General features: G+C 37.9%; 17 protein-coding genes. 3 read left to right on the top strand and 14 right to left on the bottom strand.

Annotated features, from left to right (window positions below):
- Positions 1-9: 9 nt before the first annotated feature.
- From WC623_RS15630 to WC623_RS15605, 6 genes are all read right to left on the bottom strand, one after another.
- Entirely contained in the window at positions 10-3,459 is a 3,450-nt protein-coding gene (locus WC623_RS15630) for a TonB-dependent receptor (protein ID WP_372852707.1), read from the bottom strand.
- Between the two features lie 134 nt (positions 3,460-3,593).
- Positions 3,594-4,697: a FecR family protein gene (locus WC623_RS15625; RefSeq protein WP_372852704.1), complete on the bottom strand. Its 1,104-nt coding sequence runs from the start codon at positions 4,695-4,697 to the stop codon at positions 3,594-3,596.
- 81 nt (positions 4,698-4,778) lie between these two features.
- The gene (locus WC623_RS15620) at positions 4,779-5,357 is read right to left on the bottom strand and encodes an RNA polymerase sigma factor (RefSeq protein ID WP_372852702.1); all 579 of its coding nucleotides are present in this window, start codon (positions 5,355-5,357) and stop codon (positions 4,779-4,781) included.
- Positions 5,358-5,814: 457 nt separating this feature from the next.
- Positions 5,815-5,979 (bottom strand): hypothetical protein, encoded by a 165-nt coding sequence (locus WC623_RS15615; protein WP_372852700.1) that lies wholly within the window; start codon positions 5,977-5,979, stop codon positions 5,815-5,817.
- 385 nt (positions 5,980-6,364) lie between these two features.
- A complete protein-coding gene (locus WC623_RS15610) occupies positions 6,365-7,111 on the bottom strand; it encodes a metallophosphoesterase (protein WP_372852698.1) in 747 nt (248 codons plus the stop codon).
- Between the two features lie 30 nt (positions 7,112-7,141).
- Entirely contained in the window at positions 7,142-7,666 is a 525-nt protein-coding gene (locus WC623_RS15605; RefSeq protein ID WP_372852696.1) for a DMP19 family protein, read from the bottom strand.
- Between the two features lie 271 nt (positions 7,667-7,937).
- Here WC623_RS15605 and WC623_RS15600 point away from each other — a divergent pair, with 271 nt between their 5' ends.
- Positions 7,938-9,488, top strand: a complete 1,551-nt coding sequence (locus WC623_RS15600; RefSeq protein ID WP_372852694.1) for a hypothetical protein — start codon at positions 7,938-7,940, stop codon at positions 9,486-9,488.
- A 58-nt stretch (positions 9,489-9,546) separates the two neighbouring features.
- On the opposite strand, the gene WC623_RS15595 is transcribed toward WC623_RS15600, so the two are convergent.
- Complete coding sequence (locus tag WC623_RS15595; protein ID WP_372852692.1) at positions 9,547-10,383, bottom strand: KilA-N domain-containing protein; 837 nt, start codon at positions 10,381-10,383, stop codon at positions 9,547-9,549.
- 299 nt (positions 10,384-10,682) lie between these two features.
- Here WC623_RS15595 and WC623_RS15590 point away from each other — a divergent pair, with 299 nt between their 5' ends.
- A complete protein-coding gene (locus WC623_RS15590) occupies positions 10,683-11,849 on the top strand; it encodes a hypothetical protein (protein WP_372852690.1) in 1,167 nt (388 codons plus the stop codon).
- A gap of 59 nt (positions 11,850-11,908) precedes the next feature.
- Positions 11,909-12,115, top strand: a complete 207-nt coding sequence (locus WC623_RS15585) for a hypothetical protein (protein ID WP_372852688.1) — start codon at positions 11,909-11,911, stop codon at positions 12,113-12,115.
- Between the two features lie 612 nt (positions 12,116-12,727).
- Here the strand turns inward: WC623_RS15585 and WC623_RS15580 are convergent.
- The 7 genes from WC623_RS15580 to WC623_RS15550 all read right to left on the bottom strand — a co-directional run bounded on the left by WC623_RS15580 (position 12,728) and on the right by WC623_RS15550 (position 21,972).
- The gene (locus tag WC623_RS15580; RefSeq protein WP_372852686.1) at positions 12,728-13,792 is read right to left on the bottom strand and encodes a dihydrodipicolinate synthase family protein; all 1,065 of its coding nucleotides are present in this window, start codon (positions 13,790-13,792) and stop codon (positions 12,728-12,730) included.
- Entirely contained in the window at positions 13,792-14,808 is a 1,017-nt protein-coding gene (locus tag WC623_RS15575; protein ID WP_372852684.1) for an NAD-dependent epimerase/dehydratase family protein, read from the bottom strand. The genes WC623_RS15580 and WC623_RS15575 overlap by 1 nt, the downstream gene beginning before the upstream one ends.
- 15 nt (positions 14,809-14,823) lie before the next feature.
- Complete coding sequence (locus WC623_RS15570; RefSeq protein WP_372852682.1) at positions 14,824-16,029, bottom strand: Nramp family divalent metal transporter; 1,206 nt, start codon at positions 16,027-16,029, stop codon at positions 14,824-14,826.
- Between the two features lie 291 nt (positions 16,030-16,320).
- Positions 16,321-17,505, bottom strand: a complete 1,185-nt coding sequence (locus tag WC623_RS15565; protein ID WP_372852680.1) for a glycoside hydrolase family 88 protein — start codon at positions 17,503-17,505, stop codon at positions 16,321-16,323.
- 71 nt (positions 17,506-17,576) lie between these two features.
- Positions 17,577-19,007 carry a hypothetical protein gene (locus WC623_RS15560; RefSeq protein WP_372852678.1) on the bottom strand — a complete coding sequence of 477 codons (1,431 nt, stop codon included), beginning with the start codon at positions 19,005-19,007 and terminating at the stop codon, positions 17,577-17,579.
- A gap of 13 nt (positions 19,008-19,020) precedes the next feature.
- Positions 19,021-20,496 carry a hypothetical protein gene (locus WC623_RS15555; protein ID WP_372852676.1) on the bottom strand — a complete coding sequence of 492 codons (1,476 nt, stop codon included), beginning with the start codon at positions 20,494-20,496 and terminating at the stop codon, positions 19,021-19,023.
- Between the two features lie 93 nt (positions 20,497-20,589).
- Entirely contained in the window at positions 20,590-21,972 is a 1,383-nt protein-coding gene (locus tag WC623_RS15550) for a hypothetical protein (RefSeq protein WP_372852674.1), read from the bottom strand.

Below are 21,972 nucleotides of genomic sequence, written 5' to 3'. Positions count from 1 at the left end.
TAATTTAAATTATTTAAGATGACATTTAATTCCAAAGTACATTGAAGTAGCCCTTGGATATGAACCTAAATCCAGCGATGGTAACAAATTATTCTTACCAAAGATTCCAACTTCAGGATCGAAGCCTGAATAATTGGTGATAGTTAAAAGATTGGTAGCTGAGACATTAAAAATCAGATTCTTTACAGGTCCTTTTTTTAGCTTCAGATTATAAGCCAAACCAACATTTTTCAATCTTAAATAAGAACCATCTTCTATGTAATAATTCCCTGGGACAAGGTTATCCTGAACAGTCCCAAAAGCAGTATAATTAATATCATTGGTGGGATTCTGCGGTGTCCATGCATTTTCATACCAGTCTGCATACTTATTTAAGTTAACTAGTCCTGTGCTCATATAAGCTTTACCTACATTCATCACATCATTGCCCAGTACTCCCTGAAAAAAGATATTAAGTGTGAAATTTTTATAATTAATTTCATTGTTAAATCCTAAAATGGCATCCGGATTAGGATCTCCAATTATCTGCCTGTCAAAAGAATTAATTATTCCGTCGTTATTTACATCCTTATACAGCCATTGCCCTGGTCTTTTCTCATTATTAAACATTGCAAAAGTGGGTTGCCCTGCTGCATTAAAATCTGTAGATTGAATCAATCTTTCTGCCACCAAACCATAATACATTGGCAGAGATCCTCCCACCTGTATAATTGTAAGAGGAACGCTTCTTAAAAACACCGGAGCTGTAGCAGGTCCCGAACCATATATTTCTGTATTGGTACCAAGATCAGTTACCGTAGGTCTATTAAAACTAATATTAAAAGAAGAATTCCATTGTAAATTCCTACTCTTAATAATATCACCCGACACATCAAATTCCAGCCCCTTATTTCTAACGCTTCCCATATTTACCAACATTGTTGAAAATCCAGAAGATGTAGGAATATTTAGAGTTTGAAGTAACCTGTTCGTCGACTTTTGATACGCATCAATAGTCAGTTTTATTCTATTTTTAAGGAAAGCAGCATCTAAACCAATATTTACCTGTTCTGTTTGTTCCCACTTCAAATCTGAGTTACCCACAGTCCGAAAACTTGAGCCCGATACGATTGTTTCTCCTGAAACATAATTGGCATTACCTATTTGAGAAAGAGAACCTAAAGGTGCTATTGATTGGCTCCCTGTAACACCATAACTGGTTCTAAGTTTTAAGTCTGAAACAATCGGAGTGATGGATCTAAAGAAAGGTTCGTTTGATATTTTCCAGGCAAATGCACCAGATGGGAATAATCCCCATTTATAATTCTTTGCAAAGACAGATGAACCATCTGCTCTCCCCGAAAAAGTAAACAAATATCTATTTAAATACGAATAATTAGTACGTAGATAAAATGACTGCAAACTTCTTTCTGCTTTAGTAACGGAAGGTATATTTATAGATGTAGCAAACTGTAAACCGTTTGTTTTCAATATATCATCCGGAAACCCTAAATATGATGATGTATGGGATTTGATTATATTCTCTTGTAATGAAGTCCCCGCTGTAATATCAAACCTATGGTCATTACTTAAAACTTTATTATACTTTAAATACGCTTCCAGCACATAGTCCTCACTTTGATATTTGTTGACCCAGGCGTATCCATTGTTTTGAAAGCCTAATGCTGTTGTTTCTCTTGGGTAATAAATATCGCGCTGGCTATATCTTCTTGTGGTACCAAGATTAACCACTCCCACCAAATCTGTATTGATTTTATATATTCCTTTTGCCGATGCAAAATAGTCTTCGTTCAAGATGATATCTTGTTTATCTTTTGCCAGGGTTACCGGATTTTCAAAGAATGTTCCATCAGAATCACCATAAGCTATTCCTCCATATTCACCCGTTCCAGTAGCATCTGCAGGAACAACTGGATTTGCCCTTAATGCTAATAGTATAGGGTCTGCAAGTCGACTTACGGCAATGCCTCCAGCTTGAACCCTGTTATTTTTACCATTAGTAAGATTTATAGTTGTAGAAATAGAAAACTTATCAGAAATAACATTATCTAAGTTTACCCTTATATTTCCTCTGCCTAATTTCGAATTTACAATAACACCTTCTTCCAAATAGTAATTACCAGAAATATTATACCTTGAGAATTTATTCCCTCCGTTTATGCTCATCTGATATTTTTGAGTCACACCTGTACGAAGAATATGATCTACCCATCTTGTACCAATTCCCGCATTTTCGGGTAAGGGCAAACGAACGCTACTACCGTTATAAGGAGGTTGCTGGCCTAAAGATATAGCGTAATCATTTCGTTCCTGTGCATATTGCTGAGCGGTACCCATTTCAGGAAGATTGATGATATTACTTACCCCGGTTAATGATTCAAAAACTATGTTAGCTTTACCTTCCTTACCTCTTTTTGTGGTAATTAATACCACTCCATTAGCTCCTCTTGACCCATAAATAGCTGTAGAAGAAGCATCCTTTAATATTTGTATGGATTCGATATCGTCTGGATTTATTCCGGAGAGGGGATTGGCTTCCTGTCCATATCCATTACCAGAAGCTTCTCCTAAAGCAGGCAAAGGATAACCATCAACAACATATAAAGGCTCATTGCTTCCAGAGACTGAGTTGCTACCCCTTATTCTTATACTCACATTGCCTCCAGGTTCAGAAGAAGTCTGTGTTACCATTACTCCTGAAGCTCTTCCCTGTAATTTCATGTCAAAGGTTGCTGTAGATACTTTCTCTAAATCCCGTTCTGAAATACTGGAAATCGACCCCGTTAAATCTCCCTTTTTTTGCTCTCCATACCCTACAACAATTACTTCGTCAAGATCTTTTGGCTGTACTACTAACGTTATGTTTACCGTTTTCCTGTTTAATACAATGCTCTCCTGAGTGAAAAAACCCATAAATGAAAAAACAAGGATACTGGTTGAACTTGGGACTTTGATGGAATAATGCCCATCACTATTGGTCACCGTTCCACCTGTCCCCTTATTTTTAACACTTACATTAACCCCGGGTAAAGGTCTTCCCTGCTCATCATTAACAGTTCCAGTAATCATTGATTGAATTGGTGTATCTACCTCATCTCCCTTTCTGCGCAGCACTACTGTATTTTTAGTAAACAGAAAAGTAATGTTCTGATCTCGCATACAAAGGGTCAACACTTCCGACAAGTTCATGTTTACCACAGATAAACTTACAGGTTTACTTCCCTTTATTACTTCTGTATCATAAACAAAATTGTAGTTACTCAGTTTATCAAGTTTTCTAAGAACATCTTCTAGCGGAACAGAATTCACAGTTAGGCTGATCTTCTGTGCATAAGATGCAGCACTCACTTGAAAAACACCTATGGTCATCAGCAAAAGCATGAGTTTCATAATTTTCAAATATTTTACCTGTACACGGGATAAGCCCCTGTAAGGAAATGCACTATTAATTTTATACATTTGGTTAGGTTTATTTATTTGGTTGTTAACAGCAATACTTTAAATAATCTTCGCTCCTAATTTGGAGCAAATTGCCAGGGGTACGCCAATACCCTTGGCTTTCTGAGAGATTTTATGAATTAAATAGTAATCATTTATTTCGTAACGATGATCCTCCTTCCTTCTATTTTGAAATGAATAGCCCCTGTTAATTCTAAAACATTCAATACTTCCCTTATATCACTAAATCTGGACACTGTACCTCCAAAGGTTTTATTCTCAATGTCTCCATGCAACTCAAAATCAACATCATACCATCGTGATATTTCTTCCATAATAGATCTGATACTTTCATTTTTAAAAGCGAAAAGACCATTCTTCCATGCCACAGCATCCGTTACATTTACATCTTTCACGTTAAATGTAGGTTTGACCTGACTTAACGTGGCCTGCTGGCCGGGAGTTAAAAAGACCTTATTTGTTTGATTATTAAGACTTACTCGCCCTTCCAATAAAGTAGTTCGGATTACAGGATCATCTGGATAAGCTGCCAGGTTAAAATGTGTTCCTAAAACTTCAAGTGTCTGATTTTTAGTTTCAACAATGAAGGGATGTGCTTTATCATGAAAAACTTCAAAGTAGGCCTCTCCCATTAGTTCAACCACCCGTTTCTTATTCACATTTAAAGCAGTAGAATAAGTTAAACTTGAAGCTGCATTTAGCCATACCTTAGACTTATCAGGTAATATGATAGAATAATTTTCTCCTTTTGCTGTCGATAAGGTATTTACACTATTGATATCAGAAACCTGCTCCTGAATTTCGTAAATAATTTGTCCAGATGCTGTTTTGCTAATGATGATACCAGATTCTTTTGCCAGTTCACCATTTGCTGCATCATCCAGCTTTATCTTTTTGCCATTTGCTAAAGTCAACGTTGCACCAACAGATCCTGGTGAAACTACATCTGTATATGCTATGGATTCCTTATCTGTTTTGTCGATATAAAATATTATTCCCGAACCAACTATCAAAAGAATAGCAACAGCGGCAGCGATACGAGGCCAAAGCTTTACAGTTTTATTTAAATTAAGCCTACTTTCAATTTTATTTAATTCCGTATCCAGCTCATCGTCTGACAATTCCCTTTCAGTGAATTCACCAAACAAGACCCAATTCTCTAAAAAAGCTTTTTCTTCTTTATTGATTGTGCCCTCCCGGAATTTTTTTAACAGACTCGTTATTTCTTTATTGTCCATGGCTTAAATTATCCAACTGAGGATTATTAAAACATTAGACAGTCGAATGCCGGACAAGGGTTAAAAAAAAATAAAATAATTTTAAGAATTCATTAAGAGCACTAAAATCAACAATGGTCCAAACTTTACTTTCAGAATTTTAATAGCATGATGCATATGACTTTTTACAGTTTCCTCTGAAAGTCCCAATTCCTGGGCAATCTCTTTCCGTGAATAATTAGTCTTTCTGCTCAGTTCAAAAACCTGACGCATCTTTTTTGGTAGAGCCTCAATCTCTTTATCTATTAATGCAGAAAGTTCATTATGTCTAAGCAAGTGGTCGGTTGAACTATGTGTTTGTGCAGCATACTTGTTAAAACTTTCAGTGTATTTCGCTGTGACTTGTTTATGCGCAATGATGTTTATGATACGATTTCGGATGCTACTATACAAATAAGTAGACAGTGCAAACTGTAAATCTATTTCATCATGCTTCTGCCAGAGCGCAAGAAACAAGTCATGAAGCAAATCATTTACAAGTTCTTTATCGCCCAAGCGCTTAAAAGCAAAAATGTACAAGAGCCTTTTATATCGTCTATAAATTTCAGTAAAAGCCAAACGATCACCTCCCCGAAATAATTCAGCCAACTGATCATCTGTATACTTATTGTAACTTACCATAATTGCTAATAGGCCATACTAATTAATCATTATTGACTGCTTAATCCAATCTTTCCCTTAGCAATTATAAATAAATATTTCCGAATTACTTATCTAGCTTTATTCAGCTTTAAATTGTTCTATTATAATTTCTAAACAACGTGAAGTTGCAATACTTACCGATAGCAGTGCTTATGCCAATAAGCTAGACTACTATGCTGATAAACTGAAAGAATTTAATAAAGACATAATTAGAATAAACTCCAATCTGCCAAATGCAATAAAAGAAACATTAACACAAGAAGGATTCTGTAATTCTCCACTTGCAATACAAATGATAACTGGAAAAGAGAAAGATGTTTATTCAAACGTTGAATTTAGTTTCGATTGATAGATAAGGAAACATGATGGAGCAAAAGGTACAATCACACTATCGTCTTTCGGCGTCTCTGCCTTAATGTCAATAGAAAGATGGATGTTAATTTTTCCAGAAATCGATAGGAACAGGATGCTTTTCGAGGAATATAATAGCCTCTTCATCCTTTTTCTTGAAAAACGGGGCATTTGTATATTTAACTACAGAACCAATATCCTGAGTTGAAACATCTTTTCCGATTTTATTCTTGTTTTTTATATTTCCCATTTCACAATAGCTTGATAACAAGATAATCATATTTTATTCCTTATAGATGTCGTGCTACCTCTTGCAAATACAGAACTCTTTGTCTATCCTGATTATTGGTATTAACATTTGTCTTCTGCCATCTAAAACGGAGTAATTTGAGATCTTTCGTTAAGAATTGCTCAGCAACAAACGTAATAAGCTTTGGAACAAAAGTGTTACTTTATTACAAATTTGGTGGATTCCACCAAAACGACGCGAAAAAACAATATAGAATTCCGAAAGCAATCATTTCAAAATGCTTTAACAGGAGATTATTTTGAATTTCAGATTTCAAACACAGATATTTAGCCATGTTTTGACAAGGAAGAACTATGCTATAACTGATCTGCAAGATAAATTGTCCTTATATCTCGATTATTAACTCCTTATTATAACCATTATATTTTTCATCAAGATAGCCATGTGGATTACATACAATCTCTGTTTTACCTATCTTATATCTTGTTGGAGTATGAATATGTCCATGTATCCAATACAGAGGATTATATTTAGAAATCAAATCCTCAAGATTAGAAGCGTACGCAGAAGTTACTGGATCATTTTTGTATAATTCAGGAACCGATTTTATACTAGGTGCGTGATGTGTAATAACCACATTCTTATAATCTTTAGATTCTTCCAGGCTTTCCTCCAACCACAATTTTGAAAACTGATGAATTTTATAGGTGTCTATAGTTCTTAACTTAGAATAGGAAGGATCTCGGCGAATTTTTTTATAATCATTCATCTTAGCTTGACAGATAATTCCATACTCAACAGGACTTCCAAACATCGAAAAATCCGTCCATAAGGTTGTGCCATGAAACCTTATCCCATTGAATTCAATTCTGTTATTTTCAAGAACGGTTACATTTGAGTCCTTTGAGGCGTCGATGATTTTATGTAGTGTTTTTGGGTAAGTTCCTTTATAATATTCGTGATTCCCAAGGATATAGATCACGGGCTTGCCAGGAATATATTTTTTAACCCATTCAACTCCCCTTGTACCTAAATTGGTATCCCCAGCTAAAATGACAAGATCAGCATTTTCAAAATTTAAGTCTGAAATCCCAAATTCCTGATGCAAGTCGCTTATAATCTGTATCCTCATTTCCTATTTAGCAGCCTTCTATTTATCAAGTTAAAAATTGTCTTTATTTTGTCGTACAAATTCAATGTTCAACAAATTTAAGTCGTCTTCATAATCAAAGAATTTTTGGTCAAGTTCTTCCCAAGTTGGGTTGGCTACCTCTTGAATTTGTTCTAAAATCGCTTGGCGTTCCGCTCTGTCCGGTGAAACTTTCTTGTTAGGGAACTGGTCAATGGCCTTTTGTAAAATATCAGCAGTTGTATTTGCTTTAATTGTCCTTAAAGACAGAACTGTTAGATATGCGAAGTTACCACTTGAATTAAAAAAATATTGATTAAAACCTCCATTGTTAATTTCTCTCTCCAAACATTGATTATAATAAAACTGTTTTTGTTGTTCAGTAAGCTTTTCCATTTCGTCTCCGTATGAGCAAAGTTCACCTATATAGTTGTCCAGTTCAATTATGCTACCATTCACGTCGTCCGATGAAAGTAGTTTCTCAAGATTAAGCTTTTTGCTACTTGAGTGATTGTCTAATTTGTCAGCCCCACCAAATAGTTTTTTAAATATACTCATGTTCGCAGAATTCCGTTAATCGAATATAGTAAACTTATTAATATCGCTAATATGGTTCTATAAAAGAAGAATAATGTATTCCCACCCTATAGTCGATTGCCATGCCCGGCACACAATAAAAACCTTTGATGGTCTTAATTTTATATATTAGCAATACAAAACCAGCAAATCTATGCCTCCAATACAACCACTTATAACTTCATTGAAGAATGTTTATGGCTGGTATAAGAAAGTTTAGTGGCAACACGATGAAGACACAACAAAGAAAAGTATGGGACTTTGGAACTACATACAAATTTTAGGACAGAAAAAACAAGGTTGGCTTTTCAAAAAAGACAACGTTGAAGAACGACTTCTTGCGTTGACAAAAATTTTGGAGTTTGGTTATCCGAGTTCCATCCAAAACCTAGTTCCATTTCTCAAAGACAACAACAAAGAAATTCAACAAAAAACTTGCAAAGTAATAACTCAACTATTCAAAAAAATTGAAACTAAAAAAGACTTTTACGATACTTTAAAGCATTGCGACATTTCAAAATCAGATATAGATGCTTTTAGCAACACTTTTTCACATGAAGATTGCATAACACTATATTCGATTGCTACACTAAATAGCAATGGATATGTAAGAGAAAAAGCTATTAAGAAACTCGCTGAAAGCAAAAGTGAAAAAGCAATTCAATTCATCGTTTACAGATTAGCCGATTGGGTTCAAGCCGTTCGACTAACTGCATTAAAAAGCCTTGAGAATTTCAAAAAAACAGAATTTATAAATGCACTCGTTGACAATTTGACAATTTTTGAATGGCTGCAAAAGGTAGAGAGAACAGATTTAAGTTCAGTTTATACCAACATAATGAATTTTGTGGTTGTAGAAAACAGAAATTTTGTAATTGAAAACTTCAAAACATTTACTGACAGAACACGAATTGTAATTGCAAAACACATTGCAAACTCGGACAAAATTAATCTTGAAGATTTAAAAATTCTTTTAAGCGATAAGCATTTTTTAGTTCGCAATTTCGCCCTATCCCATTTCGATAAATTCACACCATCTGAAATTGACAATCTTTTAGTTGACAAATCAGCAAGAGTTAGAATGCAGACACTTTACAGGTTGAAAAACAAAGAAAATTTTCCAGACTTAGTGTTTCCTTTTCTTTCAGACATTTCGGCTACTATTCGAGACTTTGCTCGTTATTCTTTAAAAGATAGCATTTCTGATTTTTCGACAATCTACAACGATAATCTATTAAACAAGAATAATATAATTGGTTCTTTGAGTGGACTTGCTGAAACAAACGGAAAACAGTTTATAGAAAACCTTATACCATTCTTGAAAAACACAAAAATAAAAGTGAGAAAGACCGCATTTTTAGCTCTTAAACAATTAAATAATAGCAAAGCCTACGATTTTGCTTTACAGAATTTGGATAGCGAATACATCGGAATACGTAATGTAGTAATTGAGTATTTTTCAAACACAGCATCATCAGACTTTTTGCAAAAAGCAAGAGAAATTTATGAAAACGGAAGCTACGACTTGAAGAAATCAATGCTCAAATTATTTAACAAAGTTGGCAAATGGAGCACTATTGGAGACATTATGATTGGGACAATTGATGAGAACGAAAATATAAGACAATTAAGTTTGGATTATCTACAACAATGGCGAAATAAAGCGACAAGCTATTTTACACAACCCAAACAAGGAGAACTCGAAAGAGCAAATCAGATGTTTAGATTTGCTTTTGAAGCACACGAAGAAAAGAAATTTTTTAACCAAAACCCATTGACCGGAATTGACTTTTACTTACGATAAATTCCTCATACACATCCCACCACAAAAGAAAGAATAATTTTGCCGACTAGCCTGGGATTTATGAATTTTGTAATTTGTTCAATTCCTTATTACCTAACAGAGACCTAAGTTGAATGATAGCTGTTTGATTCAGTTGTATAATTCGTTCCTTCTGGACTAAACCTTGATGGATCATAACTGAATTGATGCTTTCCATATTACTTAAAACCACAAGCTGCTCTAATGTAGCATAGTCACGGACATTACCTTCTAGGTTACGATTGTCACTTTTCCATTGCTGAGCTGTTTTACCGAATAATGCAACATTTAGCATATCCGCTTCACTCGCATAAATTACAGCAGACTGTTCTTTAGTCAATTCTAATGGGATGATTTTCTCTTTAATTGCGTCTGTATGAATTCTATAGTTTACTTTTGCAAGTGTACGGTGAAAATTCCAGTTTAAGCTTAGACGGTCATTTTCCTCATTTTTAAGCCTCTGATACTCCTTAATTAGATAAAGCTTAAATACTGCACTTATTGCTGAACCAAACTCAAAGGCAATATCTTTATGTGCATACGTTCCGCCATATCTTCCTGATTTAACGTAAATTCCAATGGCATTAGTTTGTTCAATTATCTGACTAGGACTTAATACAAAGCTGGGTAAACCTGCCTGCATTTTAAAGTGGTCAAATTCGACCACTTTAAAATTACTGTTATTCATTTGCTCCCATACACCAATAAATTCCAAAGCCGTGCGAGTTCTAATCCAATTTTTAATGACGTCAGCTGCACGGGCATCTCCCTCCTTGGCCTTTGCCATATCGGTTAATGAAATGTAATCATCGTCATTGAGGTTTGAAATGGATATTTCAATATTTTGGACTTGAATCACTTTATTGGTTTTTGCCATAGCTGTAAAGTTTAATGAGATCACATAATTGATTAAAGTGCTATTGCAAACATATACAAACCTTAATAAATAATCAAAAAGAAATTAACAATTCTAAAAGAATAATATAGACTTCTAAGAAAAACATTTTTTACATTTATTGTTAATTATTTGATTGATTTTCCAATTTATTGGAAAACATCCCTCCACTATACATCGCCACCTATCTATTTAAATAAACAGTGAAATATTGGTCCATAGCAATATATAAGTAAGATACATCATAAAAATTAACACTTGTTTTTCTTTAGATTTGAACTATGAAAATTAGAAGAACGCTCTTTGTACTGATTTTAATTATTATCTGTGGAGCCAAAGCATCAGCTCAAAACACTTTAGACTTACTTTTCAATCTATCCAGTTGTACCGAAATGCCTTGCGACATGAATAAAGTAGAAGAGTGGATTAAGAAATCTATCAGCCCATTATACATTGCGAATTTGCAGTATAGTACATCAACTTATGGAGATAACAACTTTCTGAGTTTTTCTCTTCGTGGAAGAAATCCTGTTCTGGTGCCACTTGATGGCACTAATGGAATGCAGCTAAACTTTGCAACACTTCCGCCACCAAGCGCACGTTCTCAAAAAATCAGTGTACTGTTCACGCAGCAAATAAGATCTTATCTCGGCAAAGTGCGCTACGATGAACTTCCACAGACAAACGAAGACTTTTTCTATATAGCTTATAAAATGCTCAAACTATCACCGGGTCAAATGATAGCCAATACACTAAATTATGAAATCGAGTCAGACGGATCAATTGAAAAACTGAAGATCTTTAATGAAATGGTGAACAAAAAGATGAAAACCAACATTATAGTTCCTGAAAAGGCATATGCAGATATCAACCAATATCTTAAATACTACATTCAGACATTCGGTTTAAAACGCATTAACCCCATATACAAAACGTTTATTGAACAAAAGGATTCTGTAAAAACCATGGAAAAAATTGAACGTTTCTATGCAGTCACCAGGTTTTTCCAGGGTGGTATGAAAGCCAAAATAGATGATCACTTTAACCCTCGCTTCAACCTGAGTCTGGACTCGACTGCAACCATTGATTTTCCAGTAGCTATACTCAAACCTTTAAATAAATCTGATTCAATTGCCCGTTTTAAATTCCAATATCTCGAAGCAAAAATGGATTATAGGAAAAAGAACTTTGTCTTGGTTTTTAAAGGTAAATGGTCATCACCTGTTACCATACAAGCGATAAAACAATACAGCTATAATCATAAAACTAATGTACCAATCCTGATTAAGCCGGTAAAGCTACCATCCTCAGGTCTTGATTTTGATAAAATTATTATTACGCTTACCCAAAATGATGTAACAGTAGACGGCGGTACAGTAGATGAGTATAAATATCAGCTAACGAAAGAAAAATGGCCCAAAGTCTCATCAGCCACCAAAAAAAACTAACAAATTGCGAATCACCAAGACCTAAAATGAAAGATATCACTAATATTCTAAATTAAGAAGTGCACTGGAGAGATGTATCTAAATCAGGATTTATTGGAGAATTATTTTTCGTTGTTAAAAATAGTTTTGGCGGAAGTTTAAATACACCAGTAGGGCATTTAATTGGTTTTATTGAACCAGCAAGTGAATTCTCTGCTTCGTATTGGAAAATATTACTGACAATCAGGGATGAGGTTAGATATAATGAGCATAAAAACACGGAGTAATTTGAGATCTTTCGTTAGGAATTGCTCAGCAACAACCGTAATAAGCTTTGGAACAAAAGTGTTACTTTACTACAAAGTTGGTGGATTCCACCCAAACGACGCGAAAAAACAATATAGAATTCCGAAAGCAATCATTTCAAAATGCTTTAACAGGAGATTATTTTGAATTTCAGATTTCAAACACAGATATTTAGCCATGTTTTGACAAGGAAGAACTATTTTATAACTGATCTGCAAGATAAATCCTTAAAAAAATACCAATTAGAAAACACAACAGGCTTTTAAACAATTATATTAGTATAAATGGAATAAAGGACTCTTTAAAATTAAAGGAAGTTGAAGGGGTGTCCAATCAATATGGCGAAGTTTACTATAAAAAATTACCTAACACCCCTGTTTTTCTTGTTCTTTTCAAAAAAGGATGACCTGACAAACTGTCAATCCCAGTTCTTTCTTTTATTATCAATTAAGAAAAACCTTCCCTGAATTACTGCTTTACGTACCTGCATACCTCGGTTAGTCAATTCCATTCGTTTGGTTGAGCTTTAACAAGTAAGGAAAAGACTGCGCTTAGGCTCATCAGCATCACGCATCTTGGATATCTGTTCATGTTTAATTTTTATTTAGCTTAAGGAAATCCGTTACAAATTCATCATCAATAAGGCCAGGATAAGCCTTACATACCCTGCTAATTTCATCCGCCTGGCCATCAGAAAGTTGTTCATCAGGATTTAAACACCAGGTACCTTTTAGCAGTCCCTGTCTTTTTAGTACTTCATGGATACCAGGAATACAGCCATGAAAAGCATGTGCAGGATCAAATATCGCCGCATTCATATCTGTAACCTGCAGTCCTTTACTCAGCAATGACGCCATGTTTGCATAGCCATTTGCCTTGCATGCTTTAAGTTCCTCAAACAACTGCACCGAGGCTTTTGTCCATACGGCCCAATGGCCTAGTAAACCGCCTATAAACTCTTTTTCTACAGTTACTCCGTTTACCTCAAACCTATAGGTGCTGAGCAGATCGGCAACAATGTTATCATCATTCCCCGTGTATAAAGCTATTTTCTCCCTTCTGGAAGAATTACATATCGCCCGCACAACATCTAATGTCTGATATCGGTTGAAAGCGGCTACCTTAATGGCCTCCACATTTTCAATTTCGCTAAATTTCAACCAGAAATCATAGCTAAAGATTCGTCCCCCAACGCTCGGCTGCAAATAAAAACCGAACACCGGCATCACTGCGGCCACAGTTTTTACGCGTTCTAAAATCTGAGCTTCTGTCCAACCTTGTAAACCACCCATGCTCAAAAGGCCCATATCATAACCATACTTCAGCGCTGTCTGTGCTTCTTCTACAGCCTGTTTTGTCGGACCACAGATACCTGCGATTTTGATAAATGGTCTGTCTAAGCCGACTTTATCTATTTCTTCGGCCGCTAGTCTAAGTACAATTTCATAAAGATTTATTCCCGGATCCCTGATTTCGAACTGGGTACTGTGCACACCTACGGCAATTCCGCCGGTGCCCGCAGCCATATAATAACGGGTTAGTAAGCGCTGTTGTGCTTCATCCAGCTTCCGATCTGCGGTTAAAGCCAGTGGATGTGCGGGAATAATTGTTCCGGCATCGAGGAACTGTTTCAGTTCAGGTTTAAGTTGCTGTGCCATTAGAATTGTCCCTTCCTTTCCTGAAAGTGTGTAGGCTTATTAGAAATTTTGCCACCTCCCTGTAACCAGCTGACCGTCATCTCCATCATTTCCCTTATCGTTACTCTAGGATAACCAAACAGCTTATGTGCTTCAGAAGCATTATTTAATAATGCGGTAGGTTGAACTTCGTTTTCAAATAAAGGTGTTCTCCCCATTAACAGGCCAAATTGTTCGGCCAGCCATTTTACTGAAAGGGTTTCAGGTCCGGTTACGTTAAGAATTTTAGTCGGCGTACTGCAATGCAGTAAAGATCTGATCGCAATTTCGTTGGCATCGCCCTGCCAGATCACATTAACGTTTCCTGTGGTCAGGTCAATCGGCCTTCCTTCATTTACCGATTTAGCGATTTCCAGTAATACTCCATAGTGTAGATCTATCGCATAGTTAAGTCGGTAAATTAAAGTTGGCGTATGGTTCTTTTCTGAGAAATATTGAAAGATCCGCTCCCGACCCAGACAAGACTGACCATATTCACCTACGGGTGCTACTGGATGATCTTCAGAAAATCCACCGCTGCTTACCTGTGTAAAAGGGTATACATTCCCTGTTGAAAACGCAACTATTTTTGAGTGTTTATAGCGTTCTGCAACACGTCCGGGAAGATAGGCATTCATTGCCCAGGTAAAAGCTTCTTTCCCTGTAGTGCCAAATTTGGTACCAGCAAGGTAAATAATATTAGCTGCATCCGGTAAAGCCGAAAGGTCATCTTCATTCAGCAAATCCGCAGAGATGGTTTCTATACCCGCAGCTTCCAGTTCTTCACGTGCCGACGGATCAGAAAAGCGGGATACGCCGATGATTCTTTTTTTCAGGCCTGCCTGGTCTACAGCCAATTTAGCTAACTTAGCCATACTTGGTCCCATTTTCCCACCTACACCAAGCAACATGATATCTCCTTCAATTTTTTTTATATCAGCGATCAGTCTTTCAGATGGCTTTAATAATTCTTGTTCTAGTTGTTCTAGTTCAGTCATTTTCTGTGTATCAATTTATTTTAAAAACAGTTCTTTTATGTTGCTTAAGGCAAGAAATAGGAGAATCAGCAAGCCTAGTGCAGCTAAAATTTTGGTAAACCATGTGTTTACCTCTTTACCCATAATTTTTCGGTCATTGGAAATGGCATACATCGCTATACCTATAAAAGGAACCAGGAAAATGGTTACACTTTGTGCAAAAACGATGAGTTCCAGTGGAAGTTTACCAAATTTAATGGCTATTGCAGCGCCAAATATCATGACAAGGGCAATCAGTAATTTAACGGGCTTCGAGTTCAACTGGCTGCCTTTACCTAGAGCGTCACCTAGCAAAACACCGCCTACAGTAGCATTACCCACCAGCGAAGAAAAGGAAGCCCCAAAAAGTCCGATCAGAAAAAAGGTAGCTGCGGCACTGCCAAATAGCGGTTCGAGTGCCCTGGCCATATCTGAAGCATTGTTAACTTTAATTCCCTTGATATTCAGTACCGCCGCCGCGCAAATCATGACGATAGCACTCATGAGTCCCAATATCACTATTCCAGTAAGGCTACTACTACCTTTCTCCCTGATTTCAGGGTTAATTTTGATGCGTTCCTGTACCAGATAGCTTTGATAAAAAGCACCGACGATAGAGAAACAGGAAGCAAAAAAAGCGATCACCAATCCCGTTGATCCTCCCGGAAGCTCAGGCACTAATCCGCCGGTAATTCCTCCAATACTAGGTCGGGCGAAAAACAAAGTGGTTACAAAAGCAAAAAGCATCAATGCCACTAAAAAGATCATCAGTTTTTCCAGCACCTTATAAAAGGCCCTAAAAAAGAGTAAACTGATCCCCAGCAGATTAAATACAATAATCCACAGTGTAGCCGAAGTGCCACTTGCTTCAGCAACCGCAATACCTACACCTACTGAGTTACCAGCCTGAAAAGAGGTTGCCACCAGAAAGATCCCCATCCCAATTGCAACGGCTGCAGTGTTACCCCATTTTTGCCGGATGGATGTCAATAAGGACTGCCGTGTTGCTACGCCGATCCTTGCGCCCATCATGGTAAAAATATTCATAAAAAAAATGGCGACAATAACAATCCACAGTAAACTATAACCATAATCTGCACCAAGTTTTGAGGTGATAGTCATTTTACTTGGACCAAATACCAGTGCCGCCGTAATGATTCCTGGCCCTAGTGAAAGAAGTCCTTTTTTTAGCTTTACAAACATTTCTTTATCGTTTTTTGCTTAATCTGTTCCCTTTTAATTTCCGTCCCCTTGTTGCCCAGTTTTTCCTGATGAAATTTAGTATCGCCGCAAGTTTCCTGCTACTAAAACTTATTTAACAAGCATATAACTCCGTAAGACCTCAGATTTCAGGATTCTATCATGTCCTTTTAAAGGGAAGCTACGACTAGGGTTGCGGTTACTGATAAAAACAGCGCCATCACTGCATACGTAACTTCAAGGATAAGGATTGTCTGCGAGAATGCTCCCATCGATATTCAATCTTAAAACCTTTTATTTTAAGCTTTTATAACGTAGCAGCGCTTCAATGTAATAATAATCTGCATAGATAAGCGGAACATCAACTTCAATGCTTCCAGGCTTATGTCCGACAGAATGCTTCAGCAAGAAATCACCGGCTTCTCCGTACTCAGTCCTATAAGGCTTTTGGCTCAGGTTGACAAGCATCTCACGTGCTTCGGTAACATAACGATCTGCCGTTTCCTTGTCTACATAACCTTGCAATTCCAATAACCCGCTACTGAAAATAGCTGCGGCGGAAACATCTCGCTCTTCATTAGGAATTTTTGGAGCGTTGAAATCCCAATAAGGTATTTTGTCGGCCGGAAGATTCGGATGATTGAGGTAAAAATCTGCAATTGACATGGCATGGTTTAAGTATTTTTTGTCACCAGTTTCACGAAACATCACGACATAACCGTATAATGCCCATGCCTGACCTCTCGCCCAAGCAGAGCTGTCACTGTACCCTTGATGAGTTACTTGCGCTAAAGCCTTACCTGAATCATCATAGCATACTACATGGTAACTACTATGATCTGGTCTAAAATGATTTGCCATGGTAACGTCTGCATGTTCGACCGACAATTTATAAAACGAACTGTCTCCCGAATGTTTTGTAGCCCAAAACAGAAAATCCAAATTCATCATATTGTCGATGATCACCGGAAAATCATAGTCACGAAACGAATCCCAAGATTTAATAACCCCTCGATTAGCATCGAAGCGTGTGGATAGGGACTTTGCCCCTTGCATGAGGATATTTAAGTAGGTCGAATCGCCCGTTAACTGATAACCTTTCCCAAATGGACAAAACACCATGAAGCCTAGGTCGTGGGTAGTAGTATTATACTGTTCCTTGGCTACCGCCATTGACCATAGGTGAGCGGCGTCTTTCCATTTCTGATCCTGACTATATTCATACAGATACCACAGAGTACCTCCGAAAAAACCACTTCCCCACCATTCCGAAGGCTTATCGTGATAGCTTCCATCGTGATTTAAAGAATGAGGTATTTTCGTGGTATCGGGATGGGCAGCCAGCATGACCTCATATTGCTTCATCGCCTTAGCTAGTTCTTTATCAACATCAAAGCTTTGAACTTTTTTCCCACAACTACTAATCAGGGCAACGATTCCCAGTAAAACAATCGAAATACGACTCATTTGAATAATCATTTTTTATATTTTAATGTTAAAATTTTATTAAACAAAACAACGACAAAATAAATTTTGTCGTTGTTTATATTTTAGGGAATAGTAATCCCACCTGCAATTAGTTGATTGTTACCATTAAAAATAAAAAGATACTGTTGAGAGATAGTTCCCTCCCCTTTTGTTTTTACAATCACTTTAATTTGTGAATTAGTCCAGGAAGTGGAGGGCAAAATGCTCAATTTTGTACAGTTTGTATAAACAGGTGCATCACCTACTTCTACCCTTGCGGGAGCATTCGGTCCCGTCGCTACATATACATCATCGTATACACCTCCTGGATTTACCAAGCTGTTTCCAAACCAACCGGGAATATTAATTTGATTCCATTTTTCTGAAGCTGGCCCTCCATTAAAAACAGCTTTATGATGCTCACGTACCCAAGGCGTACCCGTCTTCGCACTCAGCCATTGAGCCCAGGTGTACCCTTGCGTTTGATAGTTGACCGGATCAGCCCTGAGCCATGCAGTCATTCTATTAAACCCATCGATATCGAAGAGTTCATCCAGACTTGCAAGCCATCCAATATTATCCGTGTTTCCCCCAATCTGAAGTGCCTTTGCCTGACCATTTGTAGGAATGCATAGATCAGCCTTTTCATCCTGAAACCCGTTGTCCCCATCCATCAACCAGGTCAGTTTCCAATGACTCGCTGCCCCCCATTGATCTCTGGAAGGGGCACCTGGAAAAAATTTCCCAGGAGGTACGCTGACTTGATACGAAAGAAAAACTTCCTTTGTATTGGCAAAACGTACTTTCAACGATGTGCGCTTTGCACCATACAGTGCTACCAGTGCCAACTCGTCCTGCATAGAATAGGAAGTTTTTCCCGAATATGCATACTCATGGTATCGGGCGATGTAGTCTGTGGATTTTGCCGCCCAAGTACCGATCAAGGGTGATGTCAAGGGGATAGGATCATTGTGCGCCCCCCCTTCAAAATCATCATAGATTATGACATTCGGGCCGCTACCAAATCCAGTTCCTGAAATAATGAGCTCCTGCCCCTGATTTACGCTACCGGTTACCTGCACATCACCATTGATAACAAATTCACCGGACGCATTGACAACAATGGAAACCGCTTCCTTAGTCGTCTGCAGATCTTCATCCGTAACTTCCAAATGCAGGGATATTGTTTTACTCGTATAAGGCACATTTACCAGCAATTGGCCTTTATATTCTTCCAATCCAACAGCGGCAGTAATCTGTTGTTGCTCACCATTCAATGACCGAACAAATTGTTTGATCTTTGATGATGTCGTCACGGTATAATCAATCGTGATCGTTGTTTCCTTTATCACCGGAAAATTAATCACACCGTTAGATATCGTATGTCCTTGTGCGGCAAAAGCAATGGAGGGCATCTCAGATTTTTTATCGAGAATATTGTCCTTTTTTTTACAGCTCACAAACGCCGCCAATAAAAAACTGGCTATTGTACATATCATGTTGAAATTATTCATACCTATTATAAATTTAAGGGTTAAGACTCACTCCTTTCAAAAAGTTGAGATTAGCATCAAAAAGCAAAATGCTAGCAGCCTCAAAAGAGATCGATCCTTGGCTCCACATCTTTAAGGTAATCGTGTTATTGACCGCATCACTACTGACATATCTCAAAGGAACTGCTATAGAGGTAGTTGCTGGCGTTGTTCCGTTTGAAAGAAATATCAGCACACCACCGCGTTGTACGTACATATCAGTCCGCAGGATTTCTATGTCAGCGGCTTTGTCTACGTCGTCATTATTACCTATGTAATCTTGCCACAGAACCCATCTGGCACGTTCCGGGAATGCCGACTTTACCACATCATTCTGCACCTGATTGCTAGAGTTCTTTGGAGTGTGTACAACCATGGAAGAATGATTGGCATCCAGAAGGAAAGTTTTCGCTAGCCCGTCCTCCAGATCAGGTGTGTTCTGCTTCCATAGCCAGCCAAAACGGTGGACAAGTCCCTGATGCTGTGGTGCAGGGGTACTACAACTTTTAGCACCATCGCCTCTATATCCTAACATTCGCGGCCCGTTAAACCTAGGTGTCGTCTCCGTTATGTAAGCCGAATTCCAATCATTCCCATTTAGATTTTTATCCGCACGCACCCGGTCCTGCTTCCACTGGAAAGTGGCGCCAGGATTTATTCCTGCTTCGCAGCGAGATACCGAGTACATAAACGTGAACTCTCCAGGCCCTATAATGGATCCTGTATCCCAGTTGATGCTACCAGCCCCTGCTGGATTAGCAGCACCATTTGGTTTTAGTATGGATCGTGCCCATCGATATCCTTGTTCATCAATGTGAACAAAACGTCGGTCAACACCCTCAATAACCCATTGCTCGCTACCCGAAGTAATCGTAGTAGGAAAAGAAGTTCCATTGGGCTGCTCATACAACCATCCTTCGCCAAAGCCCAACCATATAGATTTGTTTGGCGGGGTTAACTGATGTATGTTACTTGTAAGTGTTATGAGTTTTTGATCCCCCAATCCTGTTAAAGCGCTCCAGGAAAGCTCAGGAGTACCTCCAGATACCGAAGTTTCAGATACAAGAATCATTTTTTCTTTAACAATTATCGAAAATGATTTCTCACATACACGGTTATTTGCATCCAACACCTCAAGTTTTACAGCAATAACCTTGTCTTCAGCTGGAACATCGACAGTTAATTGACCATGATATTCATCCAGGCCCTTTCCCTCCGGAATGATTTTTTCATCACCGTCTACGGCATGTTTAAACTGCTGAATCTTAGCCTTAGCATTAATAGTATAATCAAATACCATTACAGAATCTGTTGTAACAGAAACATGAATAGCATCGTCAGCAAAAATGAGTCCAGGTGCTTTGATCGCAATAGTAGGAGCATCAAGCTCAATCCCATTAATCTTGTCTTTGCAGCCAATAATACCTATAAGTAATACAACTGCAATAAATACATTCAAAAGATTTTTCATCTGTGTATAATTTAGTTATCCATGTGTCATCAATATGATGGCAGGCATCACGATTTCTATTTCAGGAGTAATGCCCATTTTTAAGTTCTTGACTTACTGAAGCTGTATCCCCAGCCCGATCTGATTCCCATCTACACCCTGAATACAAACATATTTCCCCCGAATGGACGTGAACGTGCCTTGTCTAAGGTAAACCTGTATCTCATTGTCCACCCATACTGTTGCAGGCAGGTATTCTTTTTCGGTGGCCAATAAAAGATCCGGGTTGTTTGTCAACATGACGCGTTGTTCTGTGTTGTCAACGGCCAGCATATCATAATAAACAGCAAAACCTTGAGGAACTTCTGACAGATTATGGATCTGGTCGATCGCCAAATACTCCCATTGCCCGGGCTTTTCTGTCGTACGGGAGATGGTGTTAATGAGCTGATCAACAAAAGCCCCGTTCCTGCGCAAGTGAATGCTCGCATCCGAGGAATTGAGTGCACTGGAAGCAATGTACCTTACCTCGTCAAGGACCCAGGTCCTTACAAAAGGAGTATGAAATTGTGCAGCATTCCAGTATTCTGCTGCCTTCCCCGGAGATTGTTCCATTAACAGGCGATCGTATTGGTAATAAGGATTGATACCATCTTTAGGGCTCAGACGACACAATTTGTGATTAAATCTTCCACTTGGGATCAATCCGTCATGATTACCATCATGTGTCCAGAACCTGCGTACAAATATACTGACGCCTGGCGCGAAATCTGTATCCTGAATTTTGACAACACTTGAACCATAAGGTAGTTCCATCAGTGGAGCTTTCCACGATTGTATTTTACCGGTAGGGATCTGTTCCGTCGACGTGGCGCCAACAGTTTGCGTAATTTTAGTTCCATCTTTCCTACTATAGGTTGGATGTGGTGCAGCCGATCCAGTTGAAAAATCAAAGAAATACATAGGCAATGGGTTCACTTTGGTCCCGAACCGTGATTTGGTATCGGATAACTTTAAAATTCCCCCGTCAGAAAGCTTGTCCGCCTCCCATCTTATCCCCCCACTTTCACCGCTAAATGCGGATCCCGCCTGTACGTTAACCTTAATGGATAGTTCACTGGATGCTTCTTGGCCATGTTCATCCTTCGCGTAAAATTTCAATGCGATAACCTTGTTTTCGTAGGGAACGTCTACGATTAATACTCCGGTAAATTTTTCTTTACCACTCGCTTCAGAAACTAATTTTTCAATGCCATTTACTGTTTGAACAAATCGCTGTATTGTTGACGAGGATGTAACAGTATAGTCAATTGCGACCGTTGTTGCCTGTGTAACCAGAAGAGGAATAGCTCCGTCTGCTATCGTATGTCCCTGAGCTGCAATAGTGAAAGAAGGTATCTCGGTTTCTTTATTGAGAACTTTATCCTTTTTTTTACAGCTCACAAAAGCGACCAGTGAAAAGCAGATGATTGTACATATTATGTTGAAATTTTTCAT

Source organism: Pedobacter sp., from assembly GCF_041645105.1.
Classification (GTDB): Bacteria; Bacteroidota; Bacteroidia; order Sphingobacteriales; family Sphingobacteriaceae; genus Pedobacter.
This window is presented reverse-complemented; position numbering and strand designations above follow the sequence as displayed.